The sequence below is a fragment of the Saccharomonospora sp. CUA-673 genome, from assembly GCF_001942305.1.
Lineage (GTDB): Bacteria > Actinomycetota > Actinomycetes > Mycobacteriales > Pseudonocardiaceae > Prauserella.
In genome coordinates this window covers 55077-71260 of sequence record NZ_MKKE01000001.1, presented here as the reverse complement: position 1 = coordinate 71260, position 16184 = coordinate 55077, and the positions used below count along the sequence as shown (strand labels likewise).

At 69.7% G+C, this 16184-nt stretch carries 22 protein-coding genes and 1 pseudogene; 14 read left to right on the top strand and 9 right to left on the bottom strand.

From position 1 onward, the window contains the following. Positions 1–14: 14 nt before the first annotated feature. Positions 15–1461, bottom strand: a pseudogene (locus tag BJF85_RS00425) (GuaB1 family IMP dehydrogenase-related protein). 104 nt (positions 1462–1565) lie between these two features. Here BJF85_RS00425 and BJF85_RS28610 point away from each other — a divergent pair. From BJF85_RS28610 to BJF85_RS30940, 4 genes are read left to right on the top strand one after another with little or no spacing between them, the layout of a single operon-like run. Further along, entirely contained in the window at positions 1566–1985 is a 420-nt protein-coding gene (locus BJF85_RS28610; RefSeq protein ID WP_222844401.1) for a hypothetical protein, read from the top strand. After that, complete coding sequence (locus BJF85_RS28605; RefSeq protein ID WP_222844400.1) at positions 1946–2452, top strand: helix-turn-helix domain-containing protein; 507 nt, start codon at positions 1946–1948, stop codon at positions 2450–2452. The genes BJF85_RS28610 and BJF85_RS28605 overlap by 40 nt, the downstream gene beginning before the upstream one ends. Continuing rightward, positions 2449–2802, top strand: a complete 354-nt coding sequence (locus BJF85_RS00415; RefSeq protein ID WP_255375284.1) for a hypothetical protein — start codon at positions 2449–2451, stop codon at positions 2800–2802. The genes BJF85_RS28605 and BJF85_RS00415 overlap by 4 nt, the downstream gene beginning before the upstream one ends. After that, positions 2757–2867 carry a hypothetical protein gene (locus tag BJF85_RS30940; protein ID WP_369822039.1) on the top strand — a complete coding sequence of 37 codons (111 nt, stop codon included), beginning with the start codon at positions 2757–2759 and terminating at the stop codon, positions 2865–2867. Before BJF85_RS00415 ends, BJF85_RS30940 begins: the two co-directional genes overlap by 46 nt. Positions 2868–2882: 15 nt before the next feature. On the opposite strand, the gene BJF85_RS00410 is transcribed toward BJF85_RS30940, so the two are convergent. Then, a complete protein-coding gene (locus BJF85_RS00410; RefSeq protein WP_075845263.1) occupies positions 2883–3851 on the bottom strand; it encodes a YafY family protein in 969 nt (322 codons plus the stop codon). 74 nt (positions 3852–3925) lie between these two features. Here BJF85_RS00410 and BJF85_RS00405 point away from each other — a divergent pair, with 74 nt between their 5' ends. Next, positions 3926–4516 (top strand): DinB family protein, encoded by a 591-nt coding sequence (locus tag BJF85_RS00405; protein ID WP_075845336.1) that lies wholly within the window; start codon positions 3926–3928, stop codon positions 4514–4516. Positions 4517–4518: 2 nt separating this feature from the next. Further along, positions 4519–4956: a VOC family protein gene (locus BJF85_RS00400; RefSeq protein WP_075845262.1), complete on the top strand. Its 438-nt coding sequence runs from the start codon at positions 4519–4521 to the stop codon at positions 4954–4956. A gap of 65 nt (positions 4957–5021) precedes the next feature. Here BJF85_RS00400 and BJF85_RS00395 read toward each other — a convergent pair whose 3' ends face one another. Together BJF85_RS00395 and BJF85_RS00390 are read right to left on the bottom strand one after the other, a co-directional pair. Further along, positions 5022–5495, bottom strand: coding sequence for an SRPBCC domain-containing protein (locus tag BJF85_RS00395; protein WP_075845261.1), 474 nt, complete (start codon positions 5493–5495; stop codon positions 5022–5024). Beyond that, on the bottom strand, positions 5492–5866 hold the full coding sequence (locus tag BJF85_RS00390; RefSeq protein ID WP_075845260.1) for a helix-turn-helix transcriptional regulator: 375 nt from the start codon (positions 5864–5866) through the stop codon (positions 5492–5494). The genes BJF85_RS00395 and BJF85_RS00390 overlap by 4 nt, the downstream gene beginning before the upstream one ends. Positions 5867–6056: 190 nt before the next feature. On the opposite strand from BJF85_RS00390, the gene BJF85_RS00385 reads away from it, so the two are divergent. The 5 genes from BJF85_RS00385 to BJF85_RS00365 all read left to right on the top strand — a co-directional run bounded on the left by BJF85_RS00385 (position 6057) and on the right by BJF85_RS00365 (position 9549). Further along, positions 6057–7055 (top strand): acetamidase/formamidase family protein, encoded by a 999-nt coding sequence (locus BJF85_RS00385; RefSeq protein ID WP_075845259.1) that lies wholly within the window; start codon positions 6057–6059, stop codon positions 7053–7055. A 56-nt stretch (positions 7056–7111) separates the two neighbouring features. Further along, positions 7112–7873 carry an SDR family NAD(P)-dependent oxidoreductase gene (locus BJF85_RS00380; RefSeq protein WP_075845258.1) on the top strand — a complete coding sequence of 254 codons (762 nt, stop codon included), beginning with the start codon at positions 7112–7114 and terminating at the stop codon, positions 7871–7873. 38 nt (positions 7874–7911) lie between these two features. Beyond that, positions 7912–8127, top strand: coding sequence for a DNA-binding protein (locus BJF85_RS00375; protein ID WP_222844399.1), 216 nt, complete (start codon positions 7912–7914; stop codon positions 8125–8127). A 109-nt stretch (positions 8128–8236) separates the two neighbouring features. Further along, entirely contained in the window at positions 8237–8866 is a 630-nt protein-coding gene (locus BJF85_RS00370; RefSeq protein WP_075845256.1) for a TetR/AcrR family transcriptional regulator, read from the top strand. After that, positions 8863–9549, top strand: coding sequence for a VC0807 family protein (locus BJF85_RS00365; RefSeq protein ID WP_139320398.1), 687 nt, complete (start codon positions 8863–8865; stop codon positions 9547–9549). Before BJF85_RS00370 ends, BJF85_RS00365 begins: the two co-directional genes overlap by 4 nt. Here the strand turns inward: BJF85_RS00365 and BJF85_RS00360 are convergent. Continuing rightward, the gene (locus BJF85_RS00360) at positions 9446–10393 is read right to left on the bottom strand and encodes a DMT family transporter (protein ID WP_075845254.1); all 948 of its coding nucleotides are present in this window, start codon (positions 10391–10393) and stop codon (positions 9446–9448) included. The genes BJF85_RS00365 and BJF85_RS00360 overlap by 104 nt on opposite strands. Positions 10394–10537: 144 nt before the next feature. On the opposite strand from BJF85_RS00360, the gene BJF85_RS00355 reads away from it, so the two are divergent. Then, complete coding sequence (locus BJF85_RS00355) at positions 10538–11119, top strand: TetR/AcrR family transcriptional regulator (protein ID WP_075845253.1); 582 nt, start codon at positions 10538–10540, stop codon at positions 11117–11119. A 47-nt stretch (positions 11120–11166) separates the two neighbouring features. Here the strand turns inward: BJF85_RS00355 and BJF85_RS00350 are convergent, their stop codons facing one another. Together BJF85_RS00350 and BJF85_RS28600 are read right to left on the bottom strand one after the other, a co-directional pair. Next, on the bottom strand, positions 11167–11724 hold the full coding sequence (locus BJF85_RS00350) for a TetR/AcrR family transcriptional regulator C-terminal domain-containing protein (protein WP_222844398.1): 558 nt from the start codon (positions 11722–11724) through the stop codon (positions 11167–11169). Next, on the bottom strand, positions 11685–11912 hold the full coding sequence (locus tag BJF85_RS28600; protein WP_222844397.1) for a hypothetical protein: 228 nt from the start codon (positions 11910–11912) through the stop codon (positions 11685–11687). Before BJF85_RS28600 ends, BJF85_RS00350 begins: the two co-directional genes overlap by 40 nt. 101 nt (positions 11913–12013) lie before the next feature. On the opposite strand from BJF85_RS28600, the gene BJF85_RS00345 reads away from it, so the two are divergent. Beyond that, on the top strand, positions 12014–12991 hold the full coding sequence (locus tag BJF85_RS00345; RefSeq protein ID WP_075845252.1) for an ATP-binding cassette domain-containing protein: 978 nt from the start codon (positions 12014–12016) through the stop codon (positions 12989–12991). Further along, the gene (locus tag BJF85_RS00340; protein WP_083665806.1) at positions 12988–13857 is read left to right on the top strand and encodes an ABC transporter permease; all 870 of its coding nucleotides are present in this window, start codon (positions 12988–12990) and stop codon (positions 13855–13857) included. Before BJF85_RS00345 ends, BJF85_RS00340 begins: the two co-directional genes overlap by 4 nt. Positions 13858–14080: 223 nt before the next feature. Here BJF85_RS00340 and BJF85_RS00335 read toward each other — a convergent pair whose 3' ends face one another. Continuing rightward, positions 14081–14698, bottom strand: a complete 618-nt coding sequence (locus tag BJF85_RS00335; protein WP_075845251.1) for a GntR family transcriptional regulator — start codon at positions 14696–14698, stop codon at positions 14081–14083. Continuing rightward, complete coding sequence (gene tcuA / locus BJF85_RS00330) at positions 14695–16167, bottom strand: FAD-dependent tricarballylate dehydrogenase TcuA (protein ID WP_075845250.1); 1473 nt, start codon at positions 16165–16167, stop codon at positions 14695–14697. The genes BJF85_RS00335 and tcuA overlap by 4 nt, the downstream gene beginning before the upstream one ends. Positions 16168–16184: the final 17 nt, after the last annotated feature.

Sequence of the window (16184 nt, the reverse complement as noted above, 5' to 3'; positions counted from 1 at the left end):
TGCCTCGGGGGGCATCACCAGCCGGTGGGGAGGGGGCGGCCCTCGGCGAAGCGGCGGCCGACTGGACGCCGACGACGGCGCGCTCGTGGAACTGTTCCAGGCTCGCCGCGCCCGCGTAGGTGCATGCCGATCGCACGCCCGCGGTGATCGAGTCGATGAGGTCCTCGACGCCGGGCCGGGCCGGGTCGAGCGCCATCCGCGACGACGAGATGCCCTCCTCGAACAGGCTCTTGCGGGCGCGTTCGTAGTCGTTGTCGGTGCGGGTCCGTGCGCTCACGGCCCGCTTCGAGGCCATGCCGAACGATTCCTTGTAAGGCCGGCCCTGCTCGTCGTAGCGCAGGTCGCCGGGCGATTCGTAGGTGCCGGCGAACCACGAGCCCACCATGGCGGCCGACGCGCCGGCCGCGAGCGCCAGTGCGACGTCGCGGGGGTGCCGCACGCCGCCGTCGGCCCACACGTGCTTGCCGAGCGCCCGCGCGGCCTCGGCGCATTCACGCACCGCGGAGAACTGGGGGCGTCCGACGCCGGTGGCCATGCGCGTGGTGCACATCGCGCCCGGTCCGACGCCGACCTTCACCACGTCGGCGCCGGCCTCGATGAGGTCGCGGGTGCCCTGCGCGGTGACGACGTTGCCGGCGACGACGGGCACACCGGAGTCGGCGGGCACCACCGACCGGACGGCCTTGAGCGCCGCGAGCATCTTCTCCTGGTGTCCGTGTGCGGTGTCGACGACCAGCACATCGACGCCGGTCTTGACCAGCGCCTCGGCCTTGGCCGCGACGTCGCCGTTGACGCCGATGGCGGCGGCGATGCGCAGCCGGCCCTCGCCGTCGGTGGCGGGGGTGTAGATGCCCGCCCGCAGTGCGGACACCTGGGTGAGCACGCCGGTCAGCCTGCCGTCGGGGTCGACGCCCAGGGCGAGGCTGCCGCCGTGGTCCTGCAGCTTCTCGAACACCTCGCGCGGCGGCATTTCCATGGGGCAGGTCAGCACGTGCGGGTCGAGGACCTCACCGAGGCGCGCGAACCGGTCGACGCCGGTGCACGCCTGTTCGTCGACGATGCCGACAGGCCTGCCGTCGGAGTCGACGACAGCGACCGCGTGGTGCGCACGTTTGCCGACGAGGTTGAGGCGTCGGCGACGGCGTCGCCAGGGGTGAGCACGAGGGGCGTGTCCCACACGACGTCGCGGCCCTTCACCCAGGCGGTGATGTCGGCGACGGCGGTCGGGTCGACATCCTGGGGGAGGACGACGAGTCCGCCGCGCCGGGCGACCGTTTCGGCCATCCGGCGGCCGGCGACCGCGGTCATGTTGGCGACGACGAGGGGAATCGACGTCCCCGTGCCGTCGACGGTCGACAGGTCGACGTCGAAGCGGGACTCGACCGCCGACCGGCTCGGCGCCAGAAAAACGTCGTCGTAGGTCAGGTCATGAGCGGGCCCGTGGCCATCGAGAAACTGCACGAGACTTCAGCGTACTGGACGCAACCCCGAACCGGTGCACGCCAGCACCAGGGACGACGTTTCGCAGGCGGGCGGTTGGGTCGGAGCGCGGTCATACTGGCGCCATGGGTGGGCAGGGGCACGGCGGCCACGGGTGGGAGTTCGCCCGTGCCCGACGGTTGGCCGCCGACGCGGTGGTGTCCGCGGTCGGGTACCGCTCCGAGCTGCCTGCTCCTACGCTGCATCGCGGCGTGCCCTCGCCCGCGGTCACGTTCGTACTCACCCTGGACGAGCCCGTCGTCACCGGGAGCACCGCCGACGAGGCGGCGGGACCCGACGCGTTCGCGACCCACGTCGTGGTCGGTGGGCTGCACACCCGCCCGGTGTATCTCGCCCAGCCACGCGTGCAGACCGGATTGCAACTGGCCGTTCGTCCGTTGGCGGCCCGCGGTCTGTTCGGCGTCTCGTTGGCGGAACTTCGTCGCAGTCGGTGGATGGGCGCGACGTGCTCGGACCCGATGTCGAGTCGCTGCGTGAACGGCTGAGCGAACTGGGCGACTGGGGGCAGCGGTTCGCCGTCGTCGACGACTATCTGCGGGGCCGGCTGGCCCGCGCGCCGCGTCGACAGGGTCCACGGCCCGAGGTGGCCGAGGCGTGGCGATGGATCGCGCGCCACCGCGGTACCGGGTCGATCGCGGGGCTCGCGAGGCACGTGCAACTGAGCGAACGGCAGTTGTCGTCGGTGTTCACCGCCGAGTTCGGACTGTCGCCGAAAGCCGTGGCGCGGTTGATGCGGTTCGAGCATGCGCGCCAGCGCATCACCCGCGCGGTGCGGGCGGGTGATGCGCTCGACCTGGCCGGCACGGCCTACGCGTGCGGCTACGCCGACCATTCGCACCTGGTGCGGGACTTCCGGCAGTACGTGGGAACGTCGCCCACCGGCTGGCTCGCCGAAGAGCGCCGAAACATCCAAGCGGGTGCAGCGCAGCCGGCGGAAGAATTCTCGTCATGAGTACAACGAATGTCTCCGCGAACGCCCGTCCCGCGGCCACCGTGTGGCCCGTTCTGCAGGCCAGGGACGCAGGCGCGCTCATCGATTTCCTCGTCGACACCGTCGGGTTCCTGAGGACGGCGGTGTACGCCGACGGGGACCAGGTCGCCCACGCCCAGCTCGATTGGCCGGAAGGCGGTGGCGTGATGCTCGGTTCGTACCAGCCCGCGCACGACTGGTCCCGGGAACCCGGCACAGCCGGGATGTACGTCGTCACCGCGACCCCGACGCGTTGTACGAGCGATTGCGCGCGGCGGGCGTGGACATGGTGCGTGATGTCGCGGACCAGGAGTACGGCAATCGTGAGCTGACGATCCGTGATCCGGAGGGCAACCTCTGGTCGTTCGGCTACTACCGAGGCGAGCCACGGCCCTGATGTTCCCGTGGGCCGTCACGGCTTCGGCGGGGTGGCGGCCATGGTGGTCAGTTTGTGGGCCAGGCGGGTGGCGGCGGCGCGGAGTTCGGGTGGGTCGAGGATCTCGCACTCGAACGGCAGCGTCGCCACGTGCAGGGCGAGCCAGTCGAGGTCGTCGCCGCCCGCGACGAACAGGCAGCGTCCGCCGGTCTCGGGGGTGATCTGCGCGGCCTGCGGCGGGACGTGTTCGGCGACCTCGTCGGCCGACGCGTGCACGCGGACGCGCGCGACGTAGCGGTACGGAGACGACGTCACCGACTGTTGCACGTAGGCGACCGGGTCGGGGTGTTCGCGCGGCCGGAATCGCCAGGTGGTCGCCTCGGCGTCGCGCATCCGGTCGAGGCGGAACGTGCGCCAGTCCTCGCGGTCGACGTCCCACGCCATGAGGTACCAGCGTCGGCTCGTGGCGACCATGCGCACGGGTTCGACGGTGCGGACGCGCTGTTCGCCGCGTTGCGTCGTGTAGGCGAACCGGGCGCGCACGGTGTCGCGGCACGCCCTGGCGATGGTCAGCAGGATTTCGGCGTCCACCTCGGCGCCGGGGGCGACGAGGGTGTCGGTGGCTCCGTGCACGGCCCGCACCTCGGCGCGCAACCGTGGGGGCATGACCTGGTCGAGTTTGGCCAGCACGCGCACGGCCGCCTCGCCCGTGCCTGCGACCGTGCCACCGGAGGCCAGCCGCAGGGACACGGCGGTGGCGATCGCCTCGCCGTCGTCGAGCAGCAGCGGCGGCAGCCGGGTGCCCGCGCCCAGTTGGTAGCCGCCGCCGACCCCGGCCGTGGCGTGCACGGGATAGCCGAGCGTGCGCAGCCGTTCGACGTCGCGGCGCACCGACCGGTCGGTGACGCCCAGTTCCGCGGCCAGTTCGGACGCCGTCCACACGGGACGACGTTGCAGCAGCTCGAGCAGCCGCAACACGCGCTGGGTGGTCGCCTCGACGGTCATACCGGCGATCGTGGCACAGAATGTCCACGCATCGCGGACTGCAGCTGTCCGCAATGTCCGCGATGCTGCCGGGTATGACAGCGACCACAACAGCCACCACATGGAACGCGCTGCTCCGCGATCAGCTCACGTGGCACTGGGACAAGCAGGCACGTCCGCGACTCGAAGGCCTCACCGACGCCGAGTACTTCTGGGAACCGGCGCCCGGCGCCTGGAACGTGCGTCCCCGTGGCACGGGCACCGCGCCGATCCAGGGCGGATCGGGTGCGATGACCATCGACTTCGCCATGCCCGAACCCGATCCCGCTCCGGTGACCACGATCGCCTGGCGGCTCGGGCACGTCATCGTGGGCGTGCTGGCCATCCGCAACGCCTCGCACTTCGGCCGCACACCCACCGACTACCAGGAGTTCGAGTACGCCGAGACCGCCGACGACGCGCTGCGTCAGCTCGATGCCGAGTACGCCACGTGGCTCGCCGGCGTCGAAGCCCTGGGCGAGGAGGGACTCGCGCGGCCGTGCGGACCCGCCGAGGGCCCGTTCGCCGAGAGCTCGATGGCCCGGCTCGTCCTGCACATCCACCGCGAACTCATCCACCACCTCGCCGAGATCGCCCTGCTGCGCGATCTGTACGCGCACCCGGCGACCGCGTCCGACCGGAGCTGACGATGGCACGAGAACTACAGGTCACGATCGACGCGGCCGACCCGGAGGCGCTCGGTGCGTTCTGGATCGAGGTCCTCGGGTACCGGCAGATGGATCCGCCCGGCGGATTCGGCACGTGGGACGAGGCACTGGCCTCGATGGGCGTCCCCGAGGAGCGGTGGAACGACGCGAACGCGATCGTCGACCCCGACGGGCACGGTCCGCGCATCTTCCTGCAGCGCGTGCCCGAGGAGAAGGCCGGCAAGAACCGGCTGCACCTCGACGTGCGGGCCGCGCCGGGCCTCGAGGGTGACGAACGGATGGCCGCACTGGAGGACGAGGCGCGCCGCCTGATCGGCCTCGGCGCGAAACGTCTCGAACGGTTCGAGCCGGCACCGCCGATGGGCGCAGGGTGGATCGTCATGGCCGACCCCGAGGGCAACGAGTTCTGTTTGGACTGAGCAGGTCGAGAGCGGGCGACTCGGTCCGAACGGCCGGCGCTCGGATCGGTCCGGACCGAGCCCGCTCAGCGGCCCGTGACGAACGAAGCCAACTGGTCGGCGACTGTGCCCCAGCCGTCGGCGAACCCGAGTTTCTCGTGCAGCACGCGGGATTCCGGGCTGGCGTGCCGGGCGACGATCCGGTAGTCCGTGCCGTCCGGGTGGTCGGCGAACGTGATGCTGGCGGTCAGTGCGACCGGTTGCGGCAACGCAGGGCGCCATGAGCTGTCGATCGCGTTGGTGAACACGATCCGTTCCAGCTCGTCGACGGCGACGAAGCACCCGTCGATGTGCGGGACGAACTCGCCGCCGTCCTCGCTCATGCGCGTCACGAAGGCGCCGCCCGGCTGCACGTCGAGCTGCTCGACCCGGCAGCGGATCGGCGCCGGAATCCACCATTGCGCAAGCTGGTCCGGCTTCGTCCAGGCGTTCCAGACGGTCTCGCGTGGGGCACGGATGATGCGATGGACGGTGAGGTCGTGGTCGAGGTTGTGGTTCATGACTGTTTCCCCTTCGATTCTCCGGAGTTGCCGGCGTCCGGCACGTCCTCCATGGACGTGACGAACTGTTCGAGCCGGTCGGTGCGTTCCTCCCAGCCGCGGCGCTGTTCGGCGAGCCAGCCGTCGAGGAGGGCGAGCTGTTCGCGTTGCAGCACGCAGGTCCGCACGCGGCCGGACTTGATCGTGCGGATGAGGCCGCTCTTCTCGAGCGTCCGCACGTGCTTCATGAAGGACGGGAGTGTCATCGGGAACTCCCGGGCGAGATCACCGACGCTCGTCGGCCCGAGTCCGAGGCGTTGCACGACGGCACGCCGGGTCGGGTCGGCGAGCGCGACGAACACGCCGTCCAACTGCGCCGAATGGTGAGCCATATGGCTAAGTATTGTCGACGTCGACACTTAACGCAAGGGCTAAGTGTTTGCGGTGTTTGCGCACTTGGCGTCACACCGGGGTTTCGTCGTGTTTCCGCTCGGCGCACGGCCGCGCGGGGCCCTGGTCCCGGCGCGGAACGTGCGTTAGGAATGCAGTCAGGCCCTGCACCGGACCGCCGAAGGAGGCCTCGTGGACGTCGTCGACTACACGCCCCAACCGGAGCAGTACGTCTGGACCTTCGGCGGTGCGCCGCCGTCGCACCGGATCAAACCCGGCACGCTGTTGCGGCTGTGGACCGAGGACGCGTTCTGCGGGACGCTGCGCGACGTCACCGACCTGCCCAGCGCGTCGCTGAACATGCCGTTCGTCAACCCGCAGACCGGGCCGTTCCACGTCGAGGGCGCCGAACCCGGCGACACGCTCGCGCTGCATCTCGTCGACCTCACGCCCGCCCGCGGGTGGGGTGCCTCCACGACGATCCCGCTGTTCGGCGCGCTCACCAGCACCGACCGCACCGCGACGTTGCAGGAACCGCTGCCCGAGCAGACGTGGATCTACGAGGTCAACAGCGACCGCAACACCGTCGAATTCGTCGCCCAGTCCACGGATCTGCGGCTCGAACTGCCCATCGCGCCGATGCTCGGAACGGTCGGCGTCGCGCCGGCCGCCGGCGAGGTGCGCTCGTCCCTCGTGCCCGACGTGTTCGGCGGCAACATGGACACCCCGGAGATGAAACCCGGCGTCACCTGTTTCCTCGGGGTCAATGTGGACGGTGCGTTGTTCTCCGTGGGCGACGGGCATTACCGCCAGGGCGAAGGGGAATCGTGCGGCACCGCCGTCGAGGGCGCCATGCACGTCACGCTCCTGGTCGACCTCATCAAGGGTGGCGCACCCGCCTGGCCGCGCATCGAATCGGACGACTATCTCTCCGTCGTCGGGTCCAGCAGGCCCCTCGAGGACGCGTGGCGCGCCGGCCAGGTCGACATGATCCGCTGGCTCGGTGAGCTGTACGGCCTCGACGCCATGGACGGCTACCAGCTCGTCACCCAGATCAGCGAGTCGCCACTGGCCAACGTGTGCGACGCGAACTACAGCGCCGTCACCAAACTCGCGAAGAACCTGTTGCCGCCGGCCGACGCCTACGAGGGCATGCACCGCAAACTGCGCGACCTCGCCGCGACGCTGTAACGCCCGGACGCGATCCGCACGCCGTAATTCTCAGGTGTGACACCGAAGGAGGACCGATGGACCTGCAACTGAACGGACTGCGCGCCCTCGTCACCGGAGGCACCAAGGGAATCGGTGCCGCGACGGTGCAGACGCTCGCCGAGGAAGGCGCGGCGGTGTCGCTGTGTGCCCGCACCGGGTCCGATGTGGACGAGTTCGTGACGCAACAGCGCACCGCGGGGCACACCGTGAGCGGACAGGCCGTCGACGTCGCCGATGCCGACGCCCTCCGGCGGTGGGTGGATGCCGCTGCCGAGGAGCTGGGTGGCATCGACATCGTCGTCGCCAACGTCAGCGCGCTCGCGATCCCCGACACCGAGGAGAACTGGAAGACCAGCTTCAACGTCGACCTCATGCACACGGTGCGCACCGTGAACGCCGCGCTGCCGTACCTGGAACGCAGCGCGGCGGGGTCGATCGTCACGATCTCCAGCGTGTCCGGCCGGGAGATCGACTTCGCCGCCGGTCCCTACGGCACGGTCAAGGCCGCCCTCGTGCACTACACGCAGGGTCTGGCGTACCAGCTCGCGGACAAACCGATCCGCGCCAACAGCGTCTCGCCCGGCAACACGTACTTCCCGGGCGGGATCTGGGCCAACACCGAGGCCGACAACCCCGAGTTCTTCGCCCACGCCCTGTCGCTGAACCCGACCGGTCGGATGGGCACCGCCGACGAGGTCGCCAAGGCCGTGACCTTCCTGGCCAGCCCCGCGGCGAGCTTCATCACCGGCACCAACCTCGTCGTCGACGGCGCCCTGACCAAGGGCGTCCAACTCTGACCCGTCCGCCGCGTGCAGGCGGAGAGAGTGAGGAACCGTTGAGCACACCCGATGTCCGGCCGGTGGGAGACCTGCCGAACGAACTCGGTAAGACCGCACCGCGGGAGTTGCAGTCCGCCGGCATCGATTCCCTGGCGAAGGTGAGCGCGTGCACCGAGACCGAACTCCTGGCGATCCACGGAGTCGGCCCGAAGGCGATCCGCATTCTGCGGGAGGCGTTGGCCGCGAAGGGGCTCTCGTTTCGGGAGACGTGACGACCGCGACCGGATCGTGAGCACAGGCCGCTCGTGCGGCGGAACCGGTAGGGGGCTCGTCCGGCGTCGAGTATCAGCGCGGTTAGTACGTGCGTGCTATGGTTTGACCATGCGGTCAGAAGTTGGAACAAGTGGCCAGTCTCGGACGTTCACGGAGCAGGCGCGACGTGCGCAGATCGTGGAGTGCGCCATCGAGGCGATGTCCGAGCTGGGGTACGTGCGGGCGTCCCTGGCCGAGATCGCCAAGCGTGCCGGGGTGAGCAAGGGCGTCATCTCGTACCACTTCGCCGGCAAGGACGAGCTGACCGAGCAGGTGGTCGTCGAGCTGTACGCGCGGGCAGGCCGGCTCATCGGCGAACGGATCGAGGCCGCGCCGGACGCATCGTCGGCGCTCCGCGGATACCTCGAGGCCAACCTGACCTTCATCCGGGAGAACCCGACCCACGTGCGGGTGCTGACCGACATCGTCATGAACTTCCGCGACAAGGACGGCAGCCTCCACTTCGGCGGGGCCGATGCCGACGGTCTCGTGCGGCACCTCGAGGGGATCCTGCGGCGCGGGCAGGAGACCGGGGTGTTCCGCGAGTTCGCCACGCGCCCGATGGCTCTGGTCATCCGGGCGGCCGTCGACGCCGCGTCCGGTCAGATCGCGATGGATCCGCAGTTCGACATCGATTCCTACACCCGGGAGTTGCTCACCATGTTCGATCTGGCCACCACCGCAGACGGCGCGCGATGACAGCGGCGAGGCCGGCTCGGCCGAATCCGCGCGCACAACTGGCGTTGCTGCTGCTGGACACGGCCGCTCCGCTGGCCGTGTTCTACGGGCTGCGGTGGGCCGGTGTGAACCCGTGGCTCGCCCTGTTGCTCGGCGGGGCGATACCCCTGGCCACACTCGTCTATCGGCTCGTCACCGAACGCCGGATCACACTCCCGGCCGTCTTCACGCTCACCATCCTCATCGCGGGAACGGCACTGGGCCTGGTCACCGGAGATCCCCGCTTGCTGCTGGCCCGCGAGAGTTACCTGACCGCCATCGTCGGTCTCTGGATCCTCGGCACACTCTGGGCTTCCCGGCCCATCCTGCTGTCCGCAACGCTGCCCTTGCTTCCGGAGCAGACGGCCCGAGCCTGGGAACACGATTGGGAGCACGACCCCACGTTCCGCCGCGTGATGCGGAGGATGACGGCGGCGTGGGGCGGCGCGTTCCTCCTCGACGCGGCGGCCCGGGTCGTCATGGCCTACACCCTGCCCGTCGACGTGGTCCCCGCGCTGAGTGCCGGATTCCTGGTGGTGTTGCTGACCGCCATCGTTCAGTTCACGAAGGCTTACGGCCGCCGTCTGCAGCGAGCTCGCGACGGCGACGACGAGACCGAGCCGGACGTCGTGGAGGGCGTCGGTCGCAGCGGGAGCGGACAGTGACGCCGGGAGGGGCGGCGGCGCGAGGCGTGGGCGCGAGGGCCAGCGGGACCGCGGCGAAGCAGATGAGCAGTCCGGCGAGGCCCGCCGCCCTGACGGGTTCGCCGAACATCAGCCACGCGGCCACCATGGTCGTCGGCGGGGTCAGGTACAGCAGTGTCGAGACGCGGCCGACCGAACCGCGGCGCACGTTGAGCCAGTAGAACCCGTACCCGCCGAACGTCGAGAAGACCACGAGCCAGGCGATCACCGGCCAGAACTCCGGTGACGTCGGGGGAGCCGTCGATCCCGTGCCGGCGGCCAGTACGCCGAACACGACCGTCGACACGGCCGACTGCACCAGCAACGACTCGCCGATCGGCAACGCCGACGGGAGCCTGCGTTCGGCGAACGTGCCCGCGACGAGGCTGAGCATCGCCAACAGCGGCAGTGTGTAGGCCAACACTGCGGCGCTGCCGCCCAGATCACCCGACACCACCAGCGCCACGCCGCCGAGACCGATCGCCAGCCCGACCCACTGCCGGGGTGCCGTGTGCTGGCCGAGCAATGGACCCGCGAGCGCCGCGGCGACGAGCGGTTGCAGCGCCGCGATCAGCGCCGACGTGCCCGCGGGGACGCCGAGCTCGGCGGCGAACACCACGCCCGACAGGTAACCGGCCTGGGACAGCAGGCCCAGCACCGCGTGGATACCGAGGTCGCGCCGGGTGATCCGCGTGCGCCGCAGCAGCAGCCACCACGCGCCGAGCAGTCCGGTGACCACGAGGAACCGCCAGAACAGCAGCGTCGTGCTGCCGGTCAACTCGGTGCCCATGGTCGCGCCGAGGAATCCCGAGCTCCACATCAGCACGAAACCCGCCGCGAGGCGACGTCGGTTCCCGTCACGCGCACGAAGACCCTCCCATGTAAACAGACCGGTATATATACGTCTACTAGACAGATCGGTATACCGTCAATGTCGGCGGGAAGTGTGGGCATGGAGTAGGGTTGGCGCATGAGCCGGCAGGTGACGCTGACCCCCGCGGCCGAGCGGGTCCTCGAGGTCGTGGAGACGTTGTTCTACGACAACGGAATCCACGCCGTGGGCGTCGACATGATCGCGGCCGAGGCTGGCGTGACGAAGAAGACGCTCTACGACCGCTTCGGATCCAAGGACGCCATCGTGCGGCTGTATCTCGAACGCCGGGACGCGCGGTGGCGCGAGCACGTCACGTCGATCGTCGAGAAGCCCGGTCGGTTCGGCGCCAAGCGGCGCGTCCTGCTGATGTTCGACGCCCTCGAATCGTGGATGGCCGCCGAGAATCCGCGTGGCTGCGCGTTCGTCAACGCCCTCGCCGAACTGCCCGACCCGCAGCACCCGGCGCGGGAGGCCATCGACGACGAGAAGCAGTGGGTGCTGGACTACTTCCGCGCGCTCGTGCGCGAGACCGGCGCGCGCAATCAGCGCAAACTGGCCGCATCGCTGTTCCTGCTCTACGACGGCGCGATCGTGTCCGCCTCGTACGGCATGCTCCCCGACGCCGTCGCGACCGCACGGGATGCCGCTGCCCAGCTCCTGGACAGTGCCCTCGACTGATAGGGCCCTCGGCCAGCAGTGCCCTCGACTGACCGGTCCCGCCCGGTTCAGCTCAGGCGGGCCTGCACGCCGTCGAGGATGACCTCGAGGCCGAAGGTGAAGATGTGCTCGGGGTTGGCCGCCGCCTGGAACTCGTACCCGACGGTGCTGCCCACCCGGTCGGACACGGGCAGCCTCTCCTCGCCCATGACCTGCTCAAGCACGGGGGCGACGGTGCGCCACCACTCGTCGTCGGACATGCCGGAGCGGTTGGCGGTGACGTGCTGGACGTGGGTGCGCGCGGTGTCGGCGACGTGGCCGAGGATGAGCGTCAGCACGCTGTCGATCTCCACGTCGGACAGGCCGATGCCGTCGAGCGGACGTAGTTCGGTCTCGTACTTGCGCAGCACGCCCGGGCCGAGGTCGGGGCGCGCGGAACGGACCGCGAGCAGCCATGGGTGTCGGGTGAGCACCTCCCAGTTGCGTCCCGCGACGAACCGCATCGCCTCGCGCCAGTCGCCGGCGCGCGCCGCCTCGTCGAGGTCGCCGTACATGCCCGCGTACATCGCGTCGGTCATGAGCGCGGTCAGGTCGTCCTTGCCGGGCACGTAGCCGTACAGCGACATCGCGCCGACGCGAGGTGCTCGGCGACCTTGCGCATCGACACCGCCTCCAGTCCGTGCGCGTCGGCCAGTTCGATGCCGGCCTCGACGATCGCCGGCACGGTGAGCCCGGAACGGCCGGGTTTCGGGTGGTGACCCCACAGCAGGTAGATGCTGCGCGCCAGGTCGACCACGGGCGCCCCTCGGCTCACGGCGTGCTCCCTTCCGTCCGTGGGCGTTTTGCCTTCTCCCGGAACCTACCGTACAGTGTTGCGTACGCCGTACGGTAAAGCGTACGGAATGGGAGGAGATCATGGTTCCGACAACCACACGGGACGGGCACGCCGGACCCGCCGCCGAATGTCTCGGCGTGCGCAAGACCTATCCGGGAGCGGAGGCCCCGGCGCTGGACGGATTCGACCTCACGGTGCCGCGCGGCACCGTGCACGGGTTGCTGGGGCACAACGGCGCGGGCAAGACGACCGCGATCCGCGTGCTGACCACGCTGACCAGCCACGACGGGGGAACGGCGCGCGTGGTGGGCCGGGACGTCGCCGCCGACGGCGCGCAGGTGCGCCGCCGGATCGGCCTCGTCGGCCAGTACGCCGCACTCGACGAGGACCTGACGGGCCGGCAGAACCTCGTGCTGTTCGGCAGGCTCGCGCGGATGACCAGGGCCGCGGCTGGTGCGCGGGCGGGCGAGTTGCTCGAGCAGTTCGCGCTCGTCGACGCGGCCGACCGGCGCATCGCGACCTACTCGGGCGGGATGCGCAGGCGGCTGGACCTGGCGGTGGCACTGCTGGTCGCTCCCGAGGTGCTGTTCGTCGACGAGCCGACGACGGGCCTCGACCCGGCCGCACGCCGCGAGGTGTGGGACGCGGTGCGCCGGCTCGTCGCGGCGGGCACGACGGTGCTGCTGACCACGCAGTACCTCGAGGAGGCCGATCAGCTGGCGGACCGGATCTCGCTGATGGCCGACGGCCGCGTGGTCGCCGACGGCACGCCCGACGAGCTCAAGGCGCGGATCGGCGGCGATCTGATCGAGCTGACCCCGTCCGGGGACGGCGACGTCGATCGGCTGTCGGCGTTGGCGGCGCCGTGGTCGAGCGGGGAGGTGCACGTCGCCGGCGGGAAGGTGAGCGTTCCCGTGGTCGACCGGGTCGAGGCGTTGACGGGCATCTCCGCGGCGGTGCGGGAGTCCGGCATCGCGCTCGACGACGTCGCCGTGCGGACGCCCACATTGGACGATGCGTTCCTCGAACTCACCCAGTCGAAGGGGGTGCCGGCATGACGGCGACGACTACACGGCCGGACGCGAACGGCGACACCGGGACCGGGGGAACCGCGATCCGGGGCAACGCGGCCGGGGACACCGCGTTGCCCCGGATCGTGAGCGACATCGTGACCATGACGACGCGGGAACTGCAGCACTGGCGCAACCGGCCGGGACTGGTCGTGTTCGGCTGGCTGTTCCCGGTGCTGATGCTCGCGATGTTCCAGGGGCTGCTGGGCGGGGCGCTCGGCATGGCCACCGGCGGGTCCTATGTGGACTTCCTGATGCCGGGGATGCTCGTGATCACGATGTTCTTCGGCCTGGAGTCGACGATGACGGCCGTGTCGCTCGACGCCTCGCGCGGGGTGACCGACCGGTTCCGGTCGTTGCCCATGTCGGCGTCGGCGGTGCTGGCGGGGCGGTGCTCGGCCGACCTGCTGAACTCGCTCGTCGGTCTCGGGTTCGTGGTGGCCGCGGGATTCGCGTTCGGCTGGCGCCCTGACGCGGGCGTCGGCGCGTGGCTCACGGTGCTCGGCCTGCTGGTGCTGTTGCGGGTCGCGGTGCTGTGGATCGGCGTCTACCTCGGCCTGCGCGTGCGCGGTCAGGAGTCGATCAGCGCGGTGCAGGTGTCGGTGTGGCCGGTGATGTTCCTGTCCGGGGTCTTCGTCGACACGTCGACGATGCCCGCGTGGCTGGGCGCGGTCGCCGACGTCAACCCGTTGACCGCGACGGTCGGGGCCGTCCGGGAGGCGTTCGGTGTCGCCGCCGTACAGCCGTCATGGCTCGTGGACGCCGCGCCGTGGCCGGCCGTGGTGTGGCCGCTGGTGCTGATCGCGGTGTTCCTGCCGCTGGCGGTGCGCACCTGGCGGGGCCTGGGCCGCTGAGCGGCGTTCGGCAAGGGAAGCCCTGTTCGAGTCTCGACGAGGCGTGGTAGTTGGTCGGACGATCTGAACCAGACGGAGGTTCTCTATTTCGTGGACTTTTAAGCGGCGGCCTTCATCGATTTCGGCTTTCAGCTGCCGACAGTCCGTGAATAGAACACAGGCTCGCACCTTGAAAACCTGGTTATTCCTGTGGTCGGGTCTCGTGGAGGGACACTGAGGGTGGTCAACGCCGCCTGAACGCCGATTCGAGGTGGTGGTGCATCAGCGCCGCCGCCTCGGCGGCCTCGTGGCGGCTGATGTGTTCGACGAGCTGCTCGTGTTCGTCCAGGGCCGTCGCCCAACGCTCATCGTGACGCAACGTGGTGGGTGCGATGCACATCGACTGCACCCCGTACTTCCGGTTGGTCTCCAGCAGGAACGGGTTGCCGCTGGCCTGCCAGATCTGCTCGTGGAACTCGTAATTGATGTTGCGGCGGGCAGTGGCGGAGGGATCCGATAGCTGTCGCTGCTCTGCCACCGAGGTCTGTAGCCGCATCATCACGCTCTCGCTGCGGCGCATCGCGGCCAGTCGGCAGGCCTCCGACTCAAGGGCCGCACGTATCTCGTAGAGCTGGCCGGTCTTCTCCTCGTCCCACACGGTCACCCTGGTGCGTCGGCCGTGGCGTTCGGCCAGCCCGTCGACCACCAGCCGGGCGACCGCCTCCCGGACCGGAGTCCGGGAGGTGCCGACCAGCTCAGCCACTGTCCGTTCGTGGAGGTCGTACCCCTGTTCGAGTGAGCCGTCGAGGATCTTCGAGCGCAGCTGTTCGTAGACCACGTCGACCTGAGGGCGGAACGTCACGCAGCCGCGCTCCGTCCGGCGATCCGGCCGAAGACGATCCCGGCCGCCAGTCCGGATCCGCCGGGATAGTTCTCGCTGAAGAGGCCGCCGAGCGTCTCACCGCAGGCGAAGAGCCCAGGGATGGGCGAGCCGTCCTCCTTCAGCACCCGAGCCTGGGCGTCGCCCTTGAGCCCTCCGAAGGTGAACGTGATTCCGCAGGTGACCGGATAGGCGTAGAAGGGCGGTTCGGCGATCCTGTTGGCCCAGTTCGACTTCGGCGGTTCGGTCCGTGCCGCGCGACCATCCTTCACGTTGGGGTCGAACTCGGTGGAGATGTCGATGGAGGTGTTGAAGGACTCCACCGTCTCGGCGAGACCGCCCGGGTCGATGCCGGCCTCTTCGGCGAGCTCCTGCAGGGAGCCGGCCACGTGCTCGCCCACCCCGGGTACTTCGTACTCCTGAGGCCGCAGCATGGGGCGCAAAGGTGCGTCGAAGATCTGCCAGGCAATGGCACCGGGCCGCATCAGCACCTCCTTGCCGTACTTGGCGTAGGTCAGGTTCCGGAAGTCCGCGCCCTCGTCGAGGAATCGCTTCCCGTGGCGATCGACGATGATACCCAGCGGATAGCTTTGCCGGGTGAGACGGTTGGTGACCTCGTAGTTGGACTCGTTGTCCTCGTAGCCGGCGTCCCACTGGGTTGCGTGACAGGAGGACCAGTCTCCGCCCTTGGCTGCGTCGAGGCGAAGCGCCTCCTGCAGCATGGTGCCCGTGTTGAACGGGGTGCCTCGGGTGACGGCGTGGTGCCACTCGGCGCCGAGGTGCTCGGCGCGCATCTCCTTGCTGGCCTCGAACCCGCCGCTGCCCAGGACCGTCGCTCCGGCGCGGACGGTGTGCTCCTCGCCGTCGCGTTCGAAGGCCACACCGGTGACGGTTCCGTCCTCCGCGAGTAGCTTCACCGCTCGGGCCTCGTAGAGGATCTCGATGCCGGTGGCCTCCGCGATGCGGAGATGATCGCGCATCAGGCCCTCGCCTCCGTCGACGTTGCCCACGTGCAGCCCGCCCCAGAACAGGTACCCACCGTCCGAGGTCTCGTAGGCCTGTCGCTCGTACATCAGGCGGTACCGCATCCCCTTGGTCTTGAGCCACCGCATATCGGCGGAGATGTTCGAGGTGAGGAGCTCGGTCATGTCCGGGTCGTTGCGTCCCAGGGTGACCTTCTTCAGGTCGGCCGCGTAGTCCTCCTTGGAGTAAGGCGGTACCTCGCTGCGGCTGTGCCGCTCGTCGGGTTCCACCAGGTCCTTGAGGCTCTCCAATCCCTCATGGGTGATCCGGGTGGCCCCGGCGGTGAAGTAGCTGTTGCCACCCGCCCTGGACTTCGGGGCTGCCTCCACCATCCGCACCCGCTTGCCGGTCTCACGGGCGGCATGGGCCGCGCACATCGCTGCGTTCCCCGCGCCGACGACGACAACGTCGGTCGTGTAGGTAGACATTTATACTCCTCGGTATG

Coding starts and splice junctions, on each gene's coding strand:
- BJF85_RS28610 (WP_222844401.1), top strand. CDS start 1,566: ATGGGTGGGCAGGGGCACGGCGGCCACGGGTGGGAGTTCGCCCGTGCC.
- BJF85_RS00415 (WP_255375284.1), top strand. CDS start 2,449: ATGAGTACAACGAATGTCTCCGCGAACGCCCGTCCCGCGGCCACCGTG.
- BJF85_RS30940 (WP_369822039.1), top strand. CDS start 2,757: ATGGTGCGTGATGTCGCGGACCAGGAGTACGGCAATCGTGAGCTGACG.
- BJF85_RS00410 (WP_075845263.1), bottom strand. CDS start 3,851: ATGACCGTCGAGGCGACCACCCAGCGCGTGTTGCGGCTGCTCGAGCTG.
- BJF85_RS00405 (WP_075845336.1), top strand. CDS start 3,926: ATGACAGCGACCACAACAGCCACCACATGGAACGCGCTGCTCCGCGAT.
- BJF85_RS00400 (WP_075845262.1), top strand. CDS start 4,519: ATGGCACGAGAACTACAGGTCACGATCGACGCGGCCGACCCGGAGGCG.
- BJF85_RS00395 (WP_075845261.1), bottom strand. CDS start 5,495: ATGAACCACAACCTCGACCACGACCTCACCGTCCATCGCATCATCCGT.
- BJF85_RS00390 (WP_075845260.1), bottom strand. CDS start 5,866: ATGGCTCACCATTCGGCGCAGTTGGACGGCGTGTTCGTCGCGCTCGCC.
- BJF85_RS00380 (WP_075845258.1), top strand. CDS start 7,112: ATGGACCTGCAACTGAACGGACTGCGCGCCCTCGTCACCGGAGGCACC.
- BJF85_RS00370 (WP_075845256.1), top strand. CDS start 8,237: ATGCGGTCAGAAGTTGGAACAAGTGGCCAGTCTCGGACGTTCACGGAG.
- BJF85_RS00365 (WP_139320398.1), top strand. CDS start 8,863: ATGACAGCGGCGAGGCCGGCTCGGCCGAATCCGCGCGCACAACTGGCG.
- BJF85_RS00355 (WP_075845253.1), top strand. CDS start 10,538: ATGAGCCGGCAGGTGACGCTGACCCCCGCGGCCGAGCGGGTCCTCGAG.
- BJF85_RS00350 (WP_222844398.1), bottom strand. CDS start 11,724: ATGTCGCTGTACGGCTACGTGCCCGGCAAGGACGACCTGACCGCGCTC.
- BJF85_RS00345 (WP_075845252.1), top strand. CDS start 12,014: ATGGTTCCGACAACCACACGGGACGGGCACGCCGGACCCGCCGCCGAA.
- BJF85_RS00340 (WP_083665806.1), top strand. CDS start 12,988: ATGACGGCGACGACTACACGGCCGGACGCGAACGGCGACACCGGGACC.
- tcuA (WP_075845250.1), bottom strand. CDS start 16,167: ATGTCTACCTACACGACCGACGTTGTCGTCGTCGGCGCGGGGAACGCA.